Genomic DNA, 17291 nt, shown 5'->3' with positions numbered 1-17291 from the left:
AGGGTCCCGGCCGCAGCGCTCGTCGCGCGCGTCAGTCGGCGTCGGGCCAGAAGTCGGTGCTCAGCAGCTCATCAATGCTATACGGGCAACGCTCGGGGAAGGTGGACTCCGGCAGCCCGGTTTCGTTGGCGGCGTTGAAGACGCCATCCGGATACACGTCAGCGATGAACTCCTGCAAGCGGCGGCGTAGGCTGGGGCTCTCGCGCAGCCGTCGCTCGATGGTTCGTCGAGCATTGTAGATGGAGCCACGCCAGCCGCTGCTGCGCTGGTCCGCCTGGTATTCCCATTTGAGCAGGTGGGTGATCAGGACCCGGAAGTGGCTGCGCACAGTCCGGCCTTCACTGCGCCCCATGTCCTCCAACTCCTCGGCGATGTTCTCGGCGTCCAGCCCTTCCAGGCGACCCGCACGCAGTAGGGCTGCGTTCTCAAAGAGCCAGCGGGCATAGTCCTGCTCGTACAGCTCGGACAATTGCCCGGCGCTCGGTTCGACGGTGTGCTCGGGGTCGGGTTTGGTCAGCGCAGACATCGGGGCGCTCCGCCTCGGGCCGTGGAGCAGCGTGGGTGCTCAGTAACGCCTATCACAGCATCGACTCAGCATCGCCCGCAAGGCGCTCGCGTGCAGCGAGGCACTCGTCCCCGCCCATCGTCAGCTCTCGGCAGGGCAGGGGCCGGTGCTCGTAGAAACGGCAGTTCATCGCGTTGCGGTCGACGGCCGCACACCAGCCGTCGTCGAGCCGGCGCATGCGGCGATTGCCGGCGGCATCGGCCTCGGTCAAGTGCGCGATCAGATGGCTCGGGATGTCCTCAACGCCGACGCAGGGGACTTCGAGTCGGCAGCAGGCGGCGGCGCAGCTGTCGCAGGTGATGGGCATTATTCAGACTCGGCCGCCCGATAATACTTCGCCAGCTCCGTCTCCGACAGGCGTGTCAGCATCTCCCGCGGGAAGGCGCTCATGAGGTCCCAGGCGAGGTTGAGCGTGGCGTCGATGCTGCGGTCTTCGGCCTCGTCCTGGGCGACGAAGCGCTTGTCGAAGTCGTCGGCGAACTTGAGATAACGCCGGTCGCGCTCGGAGAGCTCGTCCGCGCCGATGATGCTGGCGAGGTTGCGGGTCTCCAGCGCCCGAGCGTAGAGGGCGTAGAGCTGGGCCGCGACATGCGGGTGGTCCTCGCGGGTGTCGTCCTTGCCGATGCCGTCCTTCATCAGCCGGGACAGGCTCGGGGAGATGTGCACCGGCGGGTAGATGCCCTGGTTCTGGAGCTCGCGGGAGAGCACGATCTGACCCTCGGTGATATAGCCCGTGAGGTCCGGGATGGGGTGGGTGATGTCGTCGGAGGGCATGGACACCACCGGCATCATGGTGATGCTCCCGTGGCGCTCATGGATGCGCCCGCAGCGCTCGTAGATCTCGGCGAGGTCGGAATAGAGATAGCCCGGATAGCCCTTGCGCGCGGGCACGTCACCCTTGGCCGTGGCCACCTCCCGCAAGGCCTCGGCGTAGTAGGTCATGTCCGTCATGACCACGAGCACGTGGCGGTCGAGGTCGTAGGCCAGGTACTCGGCGGCGGTGAGCGCGGTGCGCGGCAGGGTGAGGCGCTCCACCGGCGGGTCGTCGGCGAGGTTCACGAACATCACCACGTTGCGCAGCACGCCGGAGTTGGCGAACTCGTCGCGGAAGAACTTGGCGTCGGCATAGGAGACGCCCATGGCCGCGAAGACGATGGAGAAGCTGGTGTCCTCGTCCTTGAGTTTGGCCTGGCGGACGATCTGCGCCGCGAGCCGGTTGTGCGGCAGGCCGGAGCCCGAGAAGATCGGCAGCTTCTGCCCGCGCACCAGGGAGTTGAGCCCGTCGATGGTGGACACGCCGGTCTGGATGAACTCCCGCGGGTAGGTGCGCGCGGCGGGGTTGATGGCGGAGCCGCCCACGGGCCGGCGGATGTTGGAGAGCACCGGCGGGCGGCCGTCGCGCGGCTCGCCGAGGCCGTTGAACTCGCGCCCGAGGATCTCTGGGGACAGGGCGATCTCCACCGGCTCATCCAGGAAGCGCACCCAGATGTCCTCCAGGTCCAGGTCCTCGATGCCCTCGAACACCAGGATCAGGACCTCTTCGTCCGCGGCACGGATCACCTGCCCGTCACGGGTGTCGCCGGCGCTGTCGGTGATGCGCACCCGGTCACCGAAGGCGACGCCGGGGGTATCGCGAACGGCAATGAGGCCGCCGTGGGCTCGGCTGGCGGTGCGGTATTCCTTAATGCTCATGGCGTTGCGGTTTGTGTTGGGCTGAAACGTGAACGGAAGCCGGGCGTTGTTGTGGCCGGCTTAGTACGAAGTACGAAGCACGTGGGGCGGCTCATGAGCGGTAGTCCGGTTCTTCGCGCTGCGTGCTTTTCGTGCTTGCAGGCGAAGTGCAGAGTACGGAGTACGTGACGCGATATCGGCATGGCACCCCGTACTTCGTACTTCGTACTTCGTACTCTTTTCGGTCGCGAAGCATGTCACCAGCTCGTACTCCAATGCACTGATTAATCCACACTCTGCTTGGCATACTCCAACCGAATCCCCTCGAACGCCTGCTCGACTTCCTGCGCGAAGGTGCGGATCTCCGCCACTTGGTCGCTGTTGTACATGGACTTGCAGCGGCGCGCCTTGGCGAGCTGGGGCATGTCGGCGAGCTCCGACACCGGTACGCCGATCTCGATGAGCGCCATGCCCTTGTCGTAGATGGACAGGGCCAGGTCCAGCAGCGCGAACTGCTTGTCGGGCGAGCAGAAGGTGTCCACGTCGTCCAGCGCGCTTTGCTGCAGCACGCCTTCCTTGATCAGCGCGGCGCCCTCCAGCTGCCAGCGCTGGGCGTCGGACAGGGCCTCGGGGCCCACCAGGTTGACGATGCGCGAGAGCTCGGCGTCGCGGGCCAGTAGTGCCAGGGCCTCGGTGCGGCGCTGCTCCCAGCGGCGGTCCACCTCTTCGTGCCACCATTCGGCGGCGGTGTGGACATGGCCGGAGAAGCTGGTCACCCAGTCGATGCTCGGGTAGTGGCGGGCGTCGGCGAGCTCCTTGGACAGGGCCCAGAAGGTCTCGATGATGTCCTTGGTGTGGCTGGTGACAGGCTCGGAAAAGTCGCCGCCGGGGGGCGAGACGGCGCCGATCAGGGTCACAGAGCCGGAGCCGGCGCCATGGGTCTCGACGCGCCCGGCACGCTCGTAGACGGCAGCAAGCCGGGAGGAGAGGTAGGCCGGGTAGCCTTCCTCGACTGGCATTTGCCCGAGGCGGCCGGAGACCTCGCGCAGAGCCTCGGCCCAGCGCGAGGTGCTGTCGGCGAGCATGACGACGTCATAGCCCATGTCGCGGTAGTACTCGGCCATGGTGAGGCCGACGTAGACGGAGGCCTCGCGCGCCACCACCGGCATGTTGGAGGTGTTGGCCACCAGCAGCGTGCGCTCCATGAGCTTGCGCCCGGAGTAGGGGTCTTCGAGCTTCGGGAAGCTCTCCAGCACATCGACGAGCTCGTTGCCGCGCTCGCCGCAGCCGACGTAGATGACGATGTCGGCGTTGGACCAGCGTGCGATCTGCTGCTGCACCACGGTTTTGCCGGCGCCGAAGGGCCCGGGCACGGCGCCCTTGCCGCCCTTGAGCTGCGGGAAGAAGGTGTCGATGACGCGCTGGCCTGTGATCAAGGGCGAGACGCCGTCGTCGCGTTGGTGATAGGGCCGCGGGCGGCGCACCGGCCAGCGGTGGTAGAGGCTGAGCCTGTGGCTGGTGCCCTTGGCATCACGCACATGGGCGATGGTGGACTCGATGTCGTATTCGCCCGCCGGTGCGACCTCTTCCAGCTCGCCCTGGATGCCGGGCGGCACCAGCACCTTGTGCACGACAACCTCGGTTTCCTGCACCGTGCCGAGCACGGTGCCGGGGCCGACGGCCTGGCCGGGCTCGAGGTCGTGGCTCGGCTCGAACTCCCATTGCTTGGAGCGGTCCAGCGCCGGCACGTCGAGGCCGCGGGCGATGTAGTCGCCGGATTGCAGCGCGATCTTCGACAGCGGCCGCTGCACGCCGTCGAAGATGCCGCCCATCAGGCCGGGGCCCAGCTCCACCGACAGTGGCCAGCCTAGGCCCATGGCGGGCTCGCCGGGGCGCACGCCGTCGGTGCCCTCGTAGGTCTGCACCACCGCCTGTTGGCCGGATAGCGAGATCACCTCGCCGACCAGGCCGATCTCGCCGATGCGCACCTGCTCGCCGCTGCGCACGCCGGGCAGGTCGATGGTGACGATGGGGCCGTTGATGTCGCGGACGGTGCCGGTGCGGTGTTTGTCGGGCATGGGTGTTCAGGTCGGGGTTGGGAAAACTGGCAAGAAGCAGGGACGCTGGAGCAAGTGGCGAGTAAGAAGTGCGAAGTGCGAAGTACGAAGTACGAAGTACGAAGTACGAAGTACGAAGTACGAAGTACGAAGGAAGTACGAAGTACGTGGGGCCGGCTTATGAGCGGTAGTCCGGCTCTTCGCGCTGCGTACTTTTCATGCTTTCAGGCGAATTGCAGAGTACGGAGTACGTGGCGCGATTTCGGCATGGCACCCCGTACTCCGTACTCCGTACTCCGCACTTCCTCATCCTCCTAACAACGCCCCCGTCTCCAGCCCGTTCGGCAGCAGCCGCTCCAAGATCGCCTGCTGGATGCGCAGGCGCAGCCGTGCCATGCGGCCCTCCAGGGTGTTGTCTACGCGAATCCGCCCGTCGGCACTGCTGACCAGCACGCCGGCCTCGGTGTCGATGGGCTCCTCCGCCAGTGTGACTCGGGCGTCCTCGGGCAGTGCCGCTTTGACCGTCTCCCAGTGCTGGCTCAGCAGCTTGAGATCATGGGCATTGGCGGCGACTCGCAGGTCGTCGTGCTCCATGGTCTCGGCGGCGGTGGCAATGAAGCCGGTCAGGGTCTTTAGGTAGGCCTGCGTGTCTTTCGCGTGTGTCTGCATGCGCTCGGCGAGGCGGTGCTCTACGTCTCGTACCAGGTTCCAGCGCACTCGGTCCAGGTGGCTTTGCAGCTTCAGCTCCTCCGCCTGGACCTGCTGGCGGTAGGTGCGCTCGCCGAGGGACTTGGCGATGGCCTCCTCGCGCTGCTCGCGCATGCGCAGCTTGTCCGCGGCGTCGCGCAGGATCTGATCGCGGGCGCGGTTGGCGCGCTCGCGGTACTCGTTGGCCAGGCGCTCGGCGCGGGCGAGGATCGCCTCTTCGAGCTCGTGTGCTTGGGTGACCATTGATTGAGGGCTAGGGGCTAGGGGCTAGGGGGGTGAGTATCGAGTGTCGAGTAGTGAGTATCGAGGAGCGAGTACCGAGGAGCGAGTAGCTCCTTCCTCGACACTCGATACTCGCTACTCGTCACTCGAAACTCGACACTCGAAACTCGAAACTCGTCACTACGAGCCAAGCTGGCTGGAGCCGAACATGGCCTGGAGCCGGTCGGCGACCTCGCTCTCCAGTTGCACTGGACCCGCTAGCGGCGGCACGGCGATGACCACAACGCGTCCGCCTTCTCGGCGCACCCGCGCCAAGTTGGCGGCGCCGGAGCGCATGACGTCTTCGTCGACGATCACGAAGGCCTTGTCGCGGGACTGGTGCAACTGGCGAAAAATCTGGTCCACGTCCTCGGGGCTCGGGTTCGCATGCGCCTCGAAGCCGATCAGCCGAAAGCCGTCGGCGAGGCTGTCGGCGCCGAGAAAGAGCATGCGCGTCGCCGGTAGCTCCGAGGCTGAGTCTGGTGCGGCGGCCATGGTGGCTCAGATCCGGTTCAGCAGCAGGATGGAAATGACCAGGCCGTAGATGGCGATACCCTCGGCGAGGCCCAGATAGATCAGGGTGCGGCCCAGGGTCTCCGGCTTCTCGGTGATGGCCGCCAGCGACGCCGCACCGATGGGGCCCACGGCGATGCCGGCGCCGATGGTGGAGAGTGCCGTCGGGATGCCGGCGCCGAGGATGGCGATGCCCATGCCGATGCTGATCTCCTGCACCTCGACGACCTCCATGGCCTCTTGGGCGAGGACCTCGTCGATGCCCAACAGCAGCAGCCCGAACTGTGCGGCGACGAAAACGAGCAGCTGTCCGCCCACGGCGGGCTTGCTCCAGCGCGGCAGCCGCAGACTGGCGGTGGGGCGCATTTCCAGATAGAGGCCGGTGGCGATGAGACCGACGACGGCGAAGGACATCAGGACGGCGAGCCAATACATTACTGTCGTTCCTCGAATTCTGAAGGTGCGTTGCTGAAAAGCTTGAGCCGCGGGCTGCGGTTGCTGCCGGGCAGCCGGTGTGAGCCGGCGGCCGTGCGGCATTGATTCTTTGCCTACTTGACGATGGATGTGGCGATAGTGGGGCTGCCGGGATTCAGGTCTGCATGGGTCAGCCCGCGCCGGAGGCGCCGCGGCGCAACCGCAGTGGTGCGAACTCGTGGCCGGAGCCGGAGAAGTAGCGCGAGAAGCCCTCGTAGTACTGAAGCCGCATGACTTGAATCATGACGATGCCACCCTCCAGCACCAGCACGAAGATATTGCCCAGGATGATGGCCAGGATGTGGCCCATGGTGCCCATCATGTCCGCCAGCGTCAGCACCGCCAGGGACAGGGCGGCGTGGTTCAGGCTGAAGGCGGCGACGCGCAGGAAGGAGAGTGTGTTGGAGATGTAGCCGATGATGGTCTCAAGGGTCTCGATGAAGACCACCAGCACCCGCTCCCCGGCCGGCACGTCGAGATGGCGCCAGGCATAGACCGCCAGCGCCGCCAGGCTCGCGAGGATCAGCCACAGTGGCAGACTGCCGAAGCTGCCGGTGGCGGTGAGCCGCAGACCACCCCAGACCAGCGCCAGATAGAACACCAGATTGACGATGCCGTGGTGTCCCAGCCAGGCACTCGCCGGGTCCTTGACGGCGAAGCGATTGTAGATGGCCAGCAGACAGGCCACCACAATGAAGACCACGCCATAGCCGAGCGCAATCTTGAGCATCAGGATCGGGTGATGGATGGGGCTGGTCCAGAGTGCGGGCAGCAGCTCTTCGTAGCCGAAGATGCTGCCGTAGAGAAAGCCGAAGAACACCGACGACAGGCCGGCGGTGACCCCGAACAGCCAGAAGCGGCCCAGCTTGTCCCGGAAATACCAGCCGAGCCCGGCGATGACGGCACCCTGGCCGACGTCGCCGAACATGGAGCCGAACATCAGCAGGAAGGTGAAGGCGAAGATGGGCGTCGGGTCCACTTCGCCGTACTGGGGGATGCCGTATTGCTGGACCAGGGTCGCGAAGGGCGCGAGCCAGCGGTTGCGCACCGGCACCGTGGGCACCAACGGGCGCTCGTCCGGGCGCGGGTCGCGGAAGCTGAGGTCGAAGGGCATCGACATGCTCTGCTCCAGGCGCTCCGCCAGGCTCGGCAGCTCTCGCAGCGGTACCCAGCCCGAGAGCATGGCGAGCTGGCCCGCACTGTGGATGGACGGGTCCAGGGTGACGAAAGGCTCGGCCAGCAGCAGTGTGCGGCGGGCGTCCAGTAGGGTCTCCCGGTGCTCTTGCTCCCACTGCGCAAGCTCGGTGCGCAGGGTGTCGCGCTGGCCGGCGAGCTCGGCCCGGCGCGCCGCCAGCTCCTCGCGCTTGGCGTCCGGGTCCATATCGGCGAGATCGCTCGGGATGGGCAGGGACTGGAAGCCGGCGGACGTCAGCACCGAGCCGAGCTGCGCCTCACGCTCGCCGCGGGGGCCGACGATGATGACATGGGCGCTGTCGCCGCGCTCAAGATAGTTGAACAGGATGTGATCGGCGAGCTGGACCGCGCCTTCCAGCCGGCTCACGTTCTCCCGCGGCACGATCCCGACATAGAAGTCCAGGAACCGTGTCTTGCTGCGCAGCTTGCCGAGATCGATCTTGAGATTGGCGAAGTTGTCCAGCGCCACCTCTTGATCGCGGATGAAGCGCTCTTCTTCGTCCAGCCGGCGGAAGGCCTCTTCAAACCGCGAGGCCTCCTCCCAACGCTCGCGCAGCAGAATGCCGACGGCGGCGAGCTCGTCGGGGTGCACCACGTGCACCTGCCGGATGATTGGCGTGGCCGGCACATCCACGAGCTTGGCGATCTTATCCAGCCGCGTGGCGGCCTGGCGGTAGCGCTCGCGATAGTCCCGACCCGGCGCAGCCGACAGTGCCTGGGTCTCCGGCGGGCGGTTATCCGGGTGGAAGCTAGCGGTCTCGGCCAGGGTCAGGGACGCCTGCGGTAGGTCGTCGGCCATCACCAGCAGGCGGACATGCTTCATGGGCAGCGGACGCAGCAAGGTTCAGTTCTCCGCCGGCAGTGGATCGGGACGAGGCTCACGCATGCTCGGTATTGACACGGTCGTCTGGCTCGGTGTGCTCGGTGTGTCCAGATGACGGCGCTCAGGCGGCGGCCCGGATGCCGCTCGGGCAATGCGGGTCCGCCAGGCCCACGGCGATGTGCACCACGTCCTGCGGCAGGCCCAACAGCTGGCCCTGAATGAGCGCGTAGAGCTGGTGGACGTCGTGCTCGCGCAAAATCAAATAAGCCAGCGCGCGGGCGACGCCTGAGCGCCCGCGCTTGAGGGTGCGCCGGCACTCGTCGATGAGCATGGCACCGACGCGGCGCTGCACCTCGATGAGGCTGGGGCTGCCCGCCAGCATTGTGTCCAAGGGTGGGGGCATGGCCGCGAGCACCTCATCGAAGCCGTCGATGTTGGCGAGGGTCAGCAAACGGTCGCGGTGCAGCAGGCGCTTGGAGGGCACCAGCTGGTAGAAGGCCTCGCTGGGCGAGAAGCCGAAGGAGAAGCGAAAGCGCAGCAGCCAGAGCACGTTCACGCGATCCAGCACCGCGCCGATGAGGTTCTGGATCGCGGGCGCCTCGGACCCGCGCAGCAGCGTGCCCTGGCGCGCCAGCTCGGCGTAGTAACGCTGATCCACGGCCGCCTCCAGCACGAAGGCATCACGGCGCTGCTCGTAGGACTCGCGCGCCTGGCGGGCGATGAGCCGTAGCGGCCCCCGCTCCAGCACCCGCAGCAGCTCGGGCACGTTCTCCGCCCGATACAGCTCTTGATGCGGCAGCCGCACGCGGGCCGGAAGCTCATAGAGGTTCTCGCGGATCTCGCCTTGGTCCAGCTCGTGGAGCTTGCCGCGGATCAGGGTCTTCAAGTTGAACAGCGCATACTTGCGCGCCCACGCCAGCAACAGCCCGCGCTCGGCGGCCGCCATCGGCCGCGTCAGCACGGCGAGGTCGGCGAGCAGCAGGTGCAGCAGGGTCTGCTCCACGGCGCGCGCCTTCGTCCGCGGGCGCAGCTGCTCGTCCAGCAGGGCCTCCAGCTGAAAGCGCTCGGCCAGCGCCGTCAGGTCCAGCCGGGCGAGCTCCGCGAGCTCTGTCGCCGCCAGCAGCTGCACGGACATGGCCGTGACGCGGGTGTTGAGATAGGCCTGATCGGTGTTGGTCATGATCGGGCGCGTGCAGTCAGCGGCTCGGATCGACGAGCAGCTCGAAGGCGGTTTCCAAGGCCTCCTGCTCGCGCTCTTCGGCCGTGTTGCGTAGCTGCACATGGCGCTCGTCGTAGCGGCGCTTGAGCTCGGCGATGGTCTGCTCGGCGCGCTCCTCGGCCTTCCCGATGAAGCTGCGGTGCAGGTCCGGCACCCGGGCCGTGAAGCGCTGGTCCTCCGCCCGAGCGTCAGTCATGGCGGCCTGGATGATGCGCTCACGCTCCTGCTCCGCCTCCTGCGCGATCTTCTCGGCGCGCATCTCGGCATCGAGCAGGCGTTTCAGGGTGTCATCCATCGGCGACTCCGGGGCGGGGGAATGGGTGGACGCAGGGTGGGATGGTGGTCCGACGGCGCGAAGATTAGCGAAAGCATGGCCCCTCTGGCCAGCGCCGGACGCCTCAAGCTTGCCATGGATCAGTAGTCAATAATGGGCTTATAGAAGCCTTTGGCGCCTCGGGTGATCTTAGGGCATCGCGCCCCGAGGCCCTCGGCATTGATGCGTGTCATGCGTACTGGCGCGCCGGCGGCGCAGCATGCCGGCAGCGAATCCTGTGGACTGTGCCACAGGTCCCGCGACTCCCATGAGTATGTACTAATATTCCACTAGGGACGTGGTGATTTGATGTCGCCGTCACCCGGCCGTTGCCGCGCCGTCCCCGCACCGAGGAGGCCAGATGCCAAACGCCGTCCAATCCAGCACCCGCCGCACCTGCGAAGCGTGTCTGCTTGCGGCCGGGCTGCTCGCCCTGCCGCTGGCCGGCGGCCCGGCGCTTGCGGACCTGCCCGCCACCGCGGCGCAGATGAAGCGCAGCGTCGTCGCCGTCGGCACCTACATGGCCGTGCGGCAAACGCAGAAGCAGCCGCGGGGCACGGGCTTCGTGGTGGCGCCCAATCATGTCGTCACCAATGCCCATGTGGTGCCGCGCAAGCTCGACGAGGGCAGGCGGGAGACCGTCGCCGTTTATCGCCCGGGCGCCGACAACCGCACCGAGATGCGCCCCGCCAAGCTGGTGGCCGCAGACCGCGAGCACGATCTGGCCCTGCTGCGCTTCGAGGGCGGCTCCCTGCCGGCGGTCACCCTGGGGCGCACCGCCGACATCCGGGAAGGCCAATGGGCGGCCTTCACGGGCTACCCGCTGTTGGGTGCGCTCGGTCTCTATTCGGCTACCCATCGCGCCGTGGTGGCGGCGCTGGCACCCATTGCGGCGCCGGTCGGCTCCGGGCGGGAGCTGACACCGGAGATGATCAAACGGCTGTCGGCCCCCTTCAAGATACTGCAGCTCGACGCCACGGCTTACCCCGGCAATAGCGGCAGCCCCGTGTACGATGTGGACTCGGGCCGGGTGATCGGTGTGATCAACAGTGTGTATGTCAAGCGCACGCGCGAGTCTGCCATCAAGGATCCGAGCGGCATCAGCTATGCCATCCCGGTGGATCATGTGCGCGCGCTCATGAGCAAAGCCGGGCTGCGTTGACGGCGGGGTCGATGCGCAGCGCACAGATGCTGGGCGCGGCGGCGCCAGAACCGCCGGCGCGGCAGCGGATGCACGGGCAGATGGGACGACAGCAGCCATGACTGACCAGCGTGCGGACGGCCGCGCCGTTGACGCGGCCTTCAATCGCGTGCTCGGGGCCGAGGCCGAGGCCCGGCAAGCCGTGGCCGCCTGCCGTGACGCGGCGGATGCCCGCATCACCGCCGCCGAGCGCGAGGCCCGCGGCATTGCCAAGCGGGCCGAGCGCCGCATTCGGGCCGCGCACCGCATCGCCGACCGCGGCATTCAGCGCGGCTTGGAAGCGCTCGCTGCCGATGCCGCCGCCGATGAGACGGCCACCGAGCCGGATGCGGCACTGGTCGACGCGCTGGCGGCCGCGTTGGCCGCCGAGCTCACCGGGGGGCAGCCGTGAGCGCCCCCGACCGCAGCTTCGCCCACGCCCAGGCGCGGGTGCAGGCCCGCTACGGACGCCTGCCGACAGAGAACGACTGGCGCCGCATCAGCGGCATCCGCGGGCTCGGCGCCTGGCTTGAGGATGCCCGCAACGGCCCGCACCGGGATTGGGTCAAGGCCTTCTCCGCGGCCAGCACCGCCGCCGACATCGAGGCCGGCGTGCGCGGGCTGCTGCTCACCGAGATCGACGCCGTCGCGGACTTCGTGCCCGAGTCCTGGCGCGACGCCGTGCGCTGGACCCGGTGGCTGGCGCTTGCCGGTGTGATCGAGCATCTGCGCCGGGGCGGGGCGCTGCCGGCGTGGGCCCGGCAGGCCGCGCCGCTGGCGGCCTTGCTGGATGACGACGGCGCCCTGGTGGAGGCACGGGTGGCCGAAGCAGGGCTGGCGCCGCTGCTGGACCCGGCCGCGGGCCCGGTGCCGACGCTGTGGACGAACGCCTGGCGCCGGCGCTGGCCGCACCCCGGAGCGGCGGCGCGCGCCGACCTGGACGGCCTCGCCGGGCTTCTCGGCGAGCATCTGGCCGCCTTTCGTACCGGCAGCCCGCAGCGGGCCTGGACCCGCCGCCAAGCGCTGCGTGAGCGCCTGCGCTTTCGCTTCCACGGTCTGGGCCTGTCGCCGGCGGCGCCCTTTACCTACCTGGCGCTGCTGGCACTGGACCTGGAGCGCCTGCGCCGAGCGCTGCTTGACCGGGCTCTGTTCCCGCAGGTGCCGGCGGCCGGCAGCCGAGAGGAGGCCGCCTGATGCTCCGCCCCCTCGCCACCCGTTGGTTCGAGGTGCTCTGCCCCCGCAGCGAGGCGGTGCACACCCTCGCCGAGCTGGCGCGCACGGGCGCCGTGGAGCTGGAGCTGCGCGCGCCCGAGACCGCCGAGCAGCCTTTGGCGGCCATCGCCGCCGGCATCGCGGAATACCAGCGCCTGGCGCAGCGCTATCAGCGCTACTGGCAGCGCGGGCGTCTGCGCCGCGGCCCGCTGCTGGCGGCGCCGGTGCAGGTGATGGAGCGCGCCTTGACCCGCATCGCCGCCTGGCAGCGCGAAGCCGACCCACTCATCGACCAGCTCCAAGCCTGCGAAGAGGAGCAGACCGGCCTCAAGTGGCTGGAGCAGATCATCGGCAAGGTGCGCGGCAGCACCCTGGACTTCGCGCGGGTGACCGACTCCGGGCCCATGCTCGGCACCTTCTGCGCCATCCTCCCCGCCGGCACCGAGCTCGCGCTGCCGGAGCCCCTGCTGGCGCGCAGCGTCCCCTGGAGCGACGAGGACTGCTGGATGATCCTCGGCCCCGCGGATCGGCTGGACGCGGCCAAGGCGCAGGTGAAGGCCCAGCACGGGCGGCTCGTGCTGCGCCCGGCCTGGCTCAAGGGCGATGCTGTCACGGCGCTGGCACGGATTCGCGCCCGCCGCAATTTCCTCTCCCGGCGGGCGGTGCACCTCACTGCCGAGCTGGACACCCTGTTCGACGAGTACTCACTCGGCGACAGCCTGGGGGAGGCGGAGTGGCTGGAGTGGTTCAGCCGCCGCGTCGGGGCGCTGGAGCGCGCCGGCGAGCACCTGGCCTGGATCACCGGCTGGACCGACGACCTCCACGGCGAGCGCCTGGCGGCGGCCCTGGCGCGCGCCGACACCCGTGCGCTGCTGCGCTTCGCACCGCCGCCGGCGGGCGCCCGCCCGCCGCAGGTGCTGCACAACCCGGCCTGGCTGAAGCCCTTCGAGCTCTTCGCCCGGGCGCTGGGCGTGCCCGGCGGCGACGAGGCCGACCCGACGCCGCTGTTGGCCGTGGTGGTGCCGCTGTTGTTCGGCTACATGTTCGGCGACGTCGGCCAGGGATTGGTGCTGGTGGCTGTGGGCCTGTGGCTGATGCCCAGGTTCCCGATGGCCCGGCTCATGGTGCTCTGCGGCGCGTCGGCGACGCTGTTCGGCTTCCTCTTCGGCAGCCTGTTCGGCATCGAGCACGTGATTCCGGCCCTGTGGCTGCATCCGCTGGAGCACCCGCTGGTCGTGCTTGCGGTGCCCCTGGTGTTCGCGGTGGCGCTGCTCTCCCTGGGTCAGCTGCTGGCGGGCTTCGGGGCGCTGGCGGCGGGCCACGCCCGCCACTGGCTCGCCGTGGACGCGGGCATGCTGGTGCTGTACCTGGGCCTGGTGGGTATGCTCGCGCTGCCCGATCTCGGTCTCGGTTGGCTCGCGCTGTTGGGGCTCGGCTGGTATATCGCCGGGTCCTATTGGATCGCGCACAAGCTGCTCGGGGCGCTGGCGGCGCTGGGGCATCTCGCCGAGAGCGGGCTGCAATTGCTCACCAACACCCTGTCCTTCGCCCGTGTCGGCGCCTTTGCGCTGGCGCACGCGGCGCTGTCGGCGGCCGTCGTCACCATGGCGGCCGCCGCCCCCGGCTGGGCCGCGGTGCTGATCCTGATCCTCGGCAATCTGGTGATCATCCTGCTGGAGGGGCTGGTGGTGTCCATCCAGACCACGCGGCTGGTGCTGTTCGAATTCTTCAACCGTTTCCTCAAGGGCACCGGGCGGGTGTTCAGCCCGCTGCCGGCGCCCCCCGCCCTCGTCACAGGAGGTCCGTCATGAGCAAATCCGTTCTTGTCGCCGGCTCGCTGTTCGTCTCCGCCGTGCTCGTGGCGGTGTTGGCGAGCGTGCTGCTGTGGCAGCCGCAGGCCTTCGCGCAGGGGGAAGTCGTGGAGATCGCCGAGCGTGTCATGGATCCGAGCGTGCAGCGCTGGGGCTTCGTCGCCGCAGCCCTGGCCACCACCGTCGGCGCCCTGGGGGCGGCCTATGCGGTGGCCACCGTGGGCGCGGCGTCCGTGGGTGCGCTGGCCGAGAAGCCGGAGCTCTTCGGCAAGGTCATCATCCTGGTGGGGCTCGCCGAGGGCATCGCGATCTACGGGCTCATCGTCTCGGTGCTGATCTTGAACAAGATCTGAGCCGTCGGGCCGGCCGCCATGGCAGACGTGCTCGCTGCAAGCCGCTGCGTCTTCGTCGGCGATGCCGTCAGCGCCGCCGGCTGGCGCCTCGCCGGTGCCGACTGCCGCACGCCGGCGCAGCCCGAGGTCGCGGCCTTGCTGCGCGAGCTGCGCCGCGACGCCGGCGTCGGACTCATCATTCTCACCGCCGAGGCCGCCGCTGCGCTGCCGGCGCCACTGCGAGCCGAGGCGCTGGCCGCGCAGCGCCCGCCCTGCGTGGTGGTGGCGGACGCCCGCGGGCGCATGGCGCCTGCGGACCTCACGGCGGTCTTGAAACGACAGCTGGGGTTGGCCGAATGAACACCGAAGAGCGCGAGCGCGCCCTGCTCAAGCTGGTGGCGGACGAGCGCGACAAGGCCTGCCGGGAGATCCGGGCCGAGGCCGAGACGCGGGCCCGGTCCCTGATCCACGACGCCTACCGGCGCGAGCGCGCCGCGCTGCACGAGCGCATCGTCGCCGAGCGCGCCCGCGCCGAGGGCATCCTGCGCGCCGCCGCCGCAGAGCGGGCCACCGTCGAGCGCCGCCGCGGCGAGCATGCCGATGCGGCTCTGCTGGCCGCCGCCTGGCCCGGGCTTAGGGCGCAGCTCGCCGAGCGCTGGGCCAACGCCGAGCATCGCCGTGCCTGGGTGGACACCACCCTGGAGCAGGCCCTGGAGCGCCTGCCCGAGCACGGCTGGACCATCCGCCACGCCGGCGGCTGGCCGCAGGCGGAGCGCGAGGCGGCGCTGGCGGGGCTTGGGCAGGCCGGCATCGAGCCGCCGGCGCTGCGCGCGGACGGCGACTTGGAAGCGGGGCTCATCGTCGCCGCCGGCGGTGCCGTGCTGGACATGAGCCTCGAGGGCCTGCTGCGCGATCGCGCGCGCATCGAGGCGCGCCTGCTGGCGCTGGCCAAGGGGCAGGCAGCCGGTCGGACAGAGGCCCGGGCGGGGGGCGCTGCCCAAGTCGCCGGGACATCCACCCACAGCGAGACCCCGGAGGTGCCCACATGAGCGCCCGCGCCACCACCACCTGGATCAGCGGCCCGGTGCTGCGCGCGGCCTCCGAGGGCGCGTTCCTGCTGCGCGAGGCCGTGGTGGTCGGCGACGACCGCCTGCTGGGCGAGGTCATCCGCGTCGCCCGCGACGAGATCACCGTGCAGGTCTACGAGGACACCTCGGGGCTGCGGCCCGGCGACCCGGTGGAGGGCAGCGGGCGGCTGCTGTCGATTCGGCTGGGACCGGGGATTCTCGGCAACATCTTCGACGGCCTGCTGCGGCCCATCGGCGTCGACGGCACCGATGGCGATGCCGCCCCGGATGCCGCCCCGGATTCGGTCTGGGTCCGCCCCGGCATGCGCGAGGCCCCCGCCGGGCGCTTTCGCTTCACGCCGACGGTGGCCGTGGGCGATCGGGTGGCGCCCGGGTCCGTCCTCGGCGACGTCGGCCCGGACGGCGCCGAGCCCGCCGAGCAGGGCCTGCGCCAGCGCTGCCTGGTGCCGCCGGATGCCGCGGCGGGACACATCGTCGAGCTGGCGGACGCGGGCAGCGTGGCCGAGGACGCCGCCGTCTGCACCCTGCGCACCGACGACGGCGGCGAGTACGACGTGGCCCTGTCCCACCGCTGGCCGGTGCGCCTGCCGCGCCCGGTGGCCAAGCGCCTGCCCGAGGACGAGCCCATGCTCACGGGCCAGCGCATCCTGGATTGTCTCTTTCCCATCGCCCGCGGCGGCACCGCGTCCATCCCCGGCGGCTTCGGCACCGGCAAGACGGTGCTGCTGGAGACCATCGCCAAGTGGTGCGATGCCGACGTCATCGTCTACGTCGGCTGCGGCGAGCGCGGCAACGAGCTGGCCGGGCTGCTGGCGGAGTTCCTGGAGCTTCAGGACCCGCGCACCGGCCGCCCGCTGCTGGAGCGCACCGTGGTCATCGCCAACACCTCCAACATGCCCGTCGCCGCCCGCGAGGCCAGTATCTACACCGGCATCACCGTGGCCGAGTACTTCCGCGACCAGGGCCTGGACGTGGCGCTGATGGCGGACTCCACCAGCCGCTGGGCGGAGGCGCTGCGGGAGGTCTCAGGCCGCCTCGGGGAGCTGCCGGGGGAGGGCGGCTATCCGGCCTATTTGTCCTCGCGGCTGGCGGACTTCTACGAGCGCGCGGCGCGGGTGGAGACGCTCGCCGGCGAGCAGGGCTCCGTCAGCGTCATGGGCGCCGTGAGCCCGCCGTCGGGGGACTTCTCGGAGCCCGTGACCAACCACACCCGCCGCTACGTCGGCTGCCTCTGGGCGCTGGATGTGCGCCGGGCCCAGGCCAGGTTCTACCCGGCCATCCACCCGCTGACCTCCTACAGCAACAGCGCCCAGGGCCTGGCGCGCTGGTGGCACAGCGAGGGCTGCACCCGCTGGGAGACCCTGCGCCGGCGCTTCCTGACCCTGCTGGAAGACGAAGCCCGGCTGGAGCGCATGGCCCGCATCATCGGCCGCGACGCCATGCCGCCGCGCCAGCGCCTGACCCTGCTCTGCGCCCAGCTCATCAACCAGGCCTTCCTGCGCCAGTCGGCGTTCTCCGAGATCGACCGCTATGCCACGCCCCAGCGCCAGGCGGTGATGATGCGCCTCATCGGCAGCTTCATCGACGCCGGCGACAAGCTGCTCGCCGACGGCGTGCCGCCGGAGCGCATCAACGCGGCGCCGATCTTCCGCTCGCTGATGCGCATGGGCGAGGAGATCCCCGAAGGCGACTGGGAGCGCTTCTCGGAGCTGGATCGGGAGCTGACGGCCACCGTGCGGCGGCTGCGTGAAGAAGCGGCGGAAGTCGACGTGTGAAGGATGGAAGGATGAAGATTGAAATTGGACGGCTTGGGTCGGGCACGCACCGGTGGTCGAGTCAGCGGTGGGTGGCGCCGGCCGCGCGAAACCCT

The 17291-nt window shown here is 69.4% G+C and carries 18 protein-coding genes; 8 read left to right on the top strand and 10 right to left on the bottom strand.

Going from position 1 to position 17291, the window contains the following annotated elements; translation table 11 throughout:
- Positions 1 to 31: 31 nt before the first annotated feature.
- The 10 genes from CKO31_RS07660 to CKO31_RS07615 all read right to left on the bottom strand — a co-directional run bounded on the left by CKO31_RS07660 (position 32) and on the right by CKO31_RS07615 (position 9780).
- A complete protein-coding gene (locus CKO31_RS07660; RefSeq protein ID WP_242475226.1) occupies positions 32 to 526 on the bottom strand; it encodes a DUF29 domain-containing protein in 495 nt (164 codons plus the stop codon).
- A gap of 52 nt (positions 527 to 578) precedes the next feature.
- Positions 579 to 872, bottom strand: a complete 294-nt coding sequence (locus CKO31_RS07655) for a YkgJ family cysteine cluster protein (RefSeq protein WP_200235594.1) — start codon at positions 870 to 872, stop codon at positions 579 to 581.
- Entirely contained in the window at positions 872 to 2257 is a 1386-nt protein-coding gene (locus CKO31_RS07650) for a V-type ATP synthase subunit B (RefSeq protein ID WP_200235592.1), read from the bottom strand. The genes CKO31_RS07655 and CKO31_RS07650 overlap by 1 nt, the downstream gene beginning before the upstream one ends.
- A 263-nt stretch (positions 2258 to 2520) precedes the next feature.
- Complete coding sequence (locus CKO31_RS07645; protein ID WP_200235590.1) at positions 2521 to 4314, bottom strand: V-type ATP synthase subunit A; 1794 nt, start codon at positions 4312 to 4314, stop codon at positions 2521 to 2523.
- A 285-nt stretch (positions 4315 to 4599) separates the two neighbouring features.
- On the bottom strand, positions 4600 to 5244 hold the full coding sequence (locus CKO31_RS07640) for a V-type ATP synthase subunit E (protein ID WP_200235588.1): 645 nt from the start codon (positions 5242 to 5244) through the stop codon (positions 4600 to 4602).
- Between the two features lie 159 nt (positions 5245 to 5403).
- A complete protein-coding gene (locus CKO31_RS07635) occupies positions 5404 to 5757 on the bottom strand; it encodes a V-type ATP synthase subunit F (RefSeq protein ID WP_200235587.1) in 354 nt (117 codons plus the stop codon).
- Between the two features lie 6 nt (positions 5758 to 5763).
- On the bottom strand, positions 5764 to 6210 hold the full coding sequence (locus CKO31_RS07630; RefSeq protein WP_200235585.1) for an ATP synthase subunit C: 447 nt from the start codon (positions 6208 to 6210) through the stop codon (positions 5764 to 5766).
- Positions 6211 to 6379: 169 nt separating this feature from the next.
- A complete protein-coding gene (locus tag CKO31_RS07625) occupies positions 6380 to 8266 on the bottom strand; it encodes a V-type ATP synthase subunit I (RefSeq protein ID WP_200235648.1) in 1887 nt (628 codons plus the stop codon).
- Between the two features lie 121 nt (positions 8267 to 8387).
- Positions 8388 to 9446 carry a V0D/AC39 family V-type ATPase subunit gene (locus tag CKO31_RS07620; RefSeq protein ID WP_200235583.1) on the bottom strand — a complete coding sequence of 353 codons (1059 nt, stop codon included), beginning with the start codon at positions 9444 to 9446 and terminating at the stop codon, positions 8388 to 8390.
- A gap of 16 nt (positions 9447 to 9462) precedes the next feature.
- The gene (locus tag CKO31_RS07615) at positions 9463 to 9780 is read right to left on the bottom strand and encodes an ATPase (protein WP_200235581.1); all 318 of its coding nucleotides are present in this window, start codon (positions 9778 to 9780) and stop codon (positions 9463 to 9465) included.
- 379 nt (positions 9781 to 10159) lie between these two features.
- Here CKO31_RS07615 and CKO31_RS07610 point away from each other — a divergent pair, with 379 nt between their 5' ends.
- The 8 genes from CKO31_RS07610 (at position 10160) to CKO31_RS07575 (ending at position 17196) form a co-directional block, all read left to right on the top strand.
- Positions 10160 to 10960 carry a S1C family serine protease gene (locus CKO31_RS07610; RefSeq protein WP_200235580.1) on the top strand — a complete coding sequence of 267 codons (801 nt, stop codon included), beginning with the start codon at positions 10160 to 10162 and terminating at the stop codon, positions 10958 to 10960.
- Positions 10961 to 11057: 97 nt separating this feature from the next.
- Positions 11058 to 11390: a hypothetical protein gene (locus CKO31_RS07605; protein ID WP_200235578.1), complete on the top strand. Its 333-nt coding sequence runs from the start codon at positions 11058 to 11060 to the stop codon at positions 11388 to 11390.
- Positions 11387 to 12172: a hypothetical protein gene (locus CKO31_RS07600; RefSeq protein WP_200235576.1), complete on the top strand. Its 786-nt coding sequence runs from the start codon at positions 11387 to 11389 to the stop codon at positions 12170 to 12172. The genes CKO31_RS07605 and CKO31_RS07600 overlap by 4 nt, the downstream gene beginning before the upstream one ends.
- Complete coding sequence (locus CKO31_RS07595; RefSeq protein ID WP_200235574.1) at positions 12172 to 14001, top strand: V-type ATPase 116kDa subunit family protein; 1830 nt, start codon at positions 12172 to 12174, stop codon at positions 13999 to 14001. Before CKO31_RS07600 ends, CKO31_RS07595 begins: the two co-directional genes overlap by 1 nt.
- A complete protein-coding gene (locus tag CKO31_RS07590) occupies positions 13998 to 14354 on the top strand; it encodes an ATP synthase subunit C (RefSeq protein ID WP_200235572.1) in 357 nt (118 codons plus the stop codon). Before CKO31_RS07595 ends, CKO31_RS07590 begins: the two co-directional genes overlap by 4 nt.
- 18 nt (positions 14355 to 14372) lie before the next feature.
- Complete coding sequence (locus CKO31_RS07585; protein WP_200235570.1) at positions 14373 to 14693, top strand: V-type ATP synthase subunit F; 321 nt, start codon at positions 14373 to 14375, stop codon at positions 14691 to 14693.
- Positions 14690 to 15382, top strand: a complete 693-nt coding sequence (locus CKO31_RS07580; RefSeq protein ID WP_200235568.1) for a hypothetical protein — start codon at positions 14690 to 14692, stop codon at positions 15380 to 15382. Before CKO31_RS07585 ends, CKO31_RS07580 begins: the two co-directional genes overlap by 4 nt.
- On the top strand, positions 15379 to 17196 hold the full coding sequence (locus tag CKO31_RS07575; RefSeq protein WP_200235566.1) for a V-type ATP synthase subunit A: 1818 nt from the start codon (positions 15379 to 15381) through the stop codon (positions 17194 to 17196). The genes CKO31_RS07580 and CKO31_RS07575 overlap by 4 nt, the downstream gene beginning before the upstream one ends.
- The last annotated feature ends 95 nt before the right edge of the window (positions 17197 to 17291 follow it).

It is taken from the genome of Thiohalocapsa halophila, assembly GCF_016583825.1.
Taxonomy (GTDB): Bacteria; Pseudomonadota; Gammaproteobacteria; order Chromatiales; family Chromatiaceae; genus Thiohalocapsa; species Thiohalocapsa halophila.
The sequence above is the reverse complement of the archived record's forward strand: the minus strand, read 5'-3'. Positions and strand labels throughout refer to the sequence as shown.

Bases quoted from the DNA above. Each gene is read 5' to 3' on its own strand.
- CKO31_RS07635 (WP_200235587.1), bottom strand. From the start codon at position 5,757: ATGGCCGCCGCACCAGACTCAGCCTCGGAGCTACCGGCGACGCGCATG.
- CKO31_RS07620 (WP_200235583.1), bottom strand. From the start codon at position 9,446: ATGACCAACACCGATCAGGCCTATCTCAACACCCGCGTCACGGCCATG.
- CKO31_RS07660 (WP_242475226.1), bottom strand. From the start codon at position 526: ATGTCTGCGCTGACCAAACCCGACCCCGAGCACACCGTCGAACCGAGC.
- CKO31_RS07640 (WP_200235588.1), bottom strand. From the start codon at position 5,244: ATGGTCACCCAAGCACACGAGCTCGAAGAGGCGATCCTCGCCCGCGCC.
- CKO31_RS07590 (WP_200235572.1), top strand. From the start codon at position 13,998: ATGAGCAAATCCGTTCTTGTCGCCGGCTCGCTGTTCGTCTCCGCCGTG.
- CKO31_RS07650 (WP_200235592.1), bottom strand. From the start codon at position 2,257: ATGAGCATTAAGGAATACCGCACCGCCAGCCGAGCCCACGGCGGCCTC.
- CKO31_RS07595 (WP_200235574.1), top strand. From the start codon at position 12,172: ATGCTCCGCCCCCTCGCCACCCGTTGGTTCGAGGTGCTCTGCCCCCGC.
- CKO31_RS07615 (WP_200235581.1), bottom strand. From the start codon at position 9,780: ATGGATGACACCCTGAAACGCCTGCTCGATGCCGAGATGCGCGCCGAG.
- CKO31_RS07610 (WP_200235580.1), top strand. From the start codon at position 10,160: ATGCCAAACGCCGTCCAATCCAGCACCCGCCGCACCTGCGAAGCGTGT.
- CKO31_RS07630 (WP_200235585.1), bottom strand. From the start codon at position 6,210: ATGTATTGGCTCGCCGTCCTGATGTCCTTCGCCGTCGTCGGTCTCATC.
- CKO31_RS07645 (WP_200235590.1), bottom strand. From the start codon at position 4,314: ATGCCCGACAAACACCGCACCGGCACCGTCCGCGACATCAACGGCCCC.
- CKO31_RS07585 (WP_200235570.1), top strand. From the start codon at position 14,373: ATGGCAGACGTGCTCGCTGCAAGCCGCTGCGTCTTCGTCGGCGATGCC.
- CKO31_RS07575 (WP_200235566.1), top strand. From the start codon at position 15,379: ATGAGCGCCCGCGCCACCACCACCTGGATCAGCGGCCCGGTGCTGCGC.
- CKO31_RS07605 (WP_200235578.1), top strand. From the start codon at position 11,058: ATGACTGACCAGCGTGCGGACGGCCGCGCCGTTGACGCGGCCTTCAAT.
- CKO31_RS07625 (WP_200235648.1), bottom strand. From the start codon at position 8,266: ATGAAGCATGTCCGCCTGCTGGTGATGGCCGACGACCTACCGCAGGCG.
- CKO31_RS07655 (WP_200235594.1), bottom strand. From the start codon at position 872: ATGCCCATCACCTGCGACAGCTGCGCCGCCGCCTGCTGCCGACTCGAA.
- CKO31_RS07580 (WP_200235568.1), top strand. From the start codon at position 14,690: ATGAACACCGAAGAGCGCGAGCGCGCCCTGCTCAAGCTGGTGGCGGAC.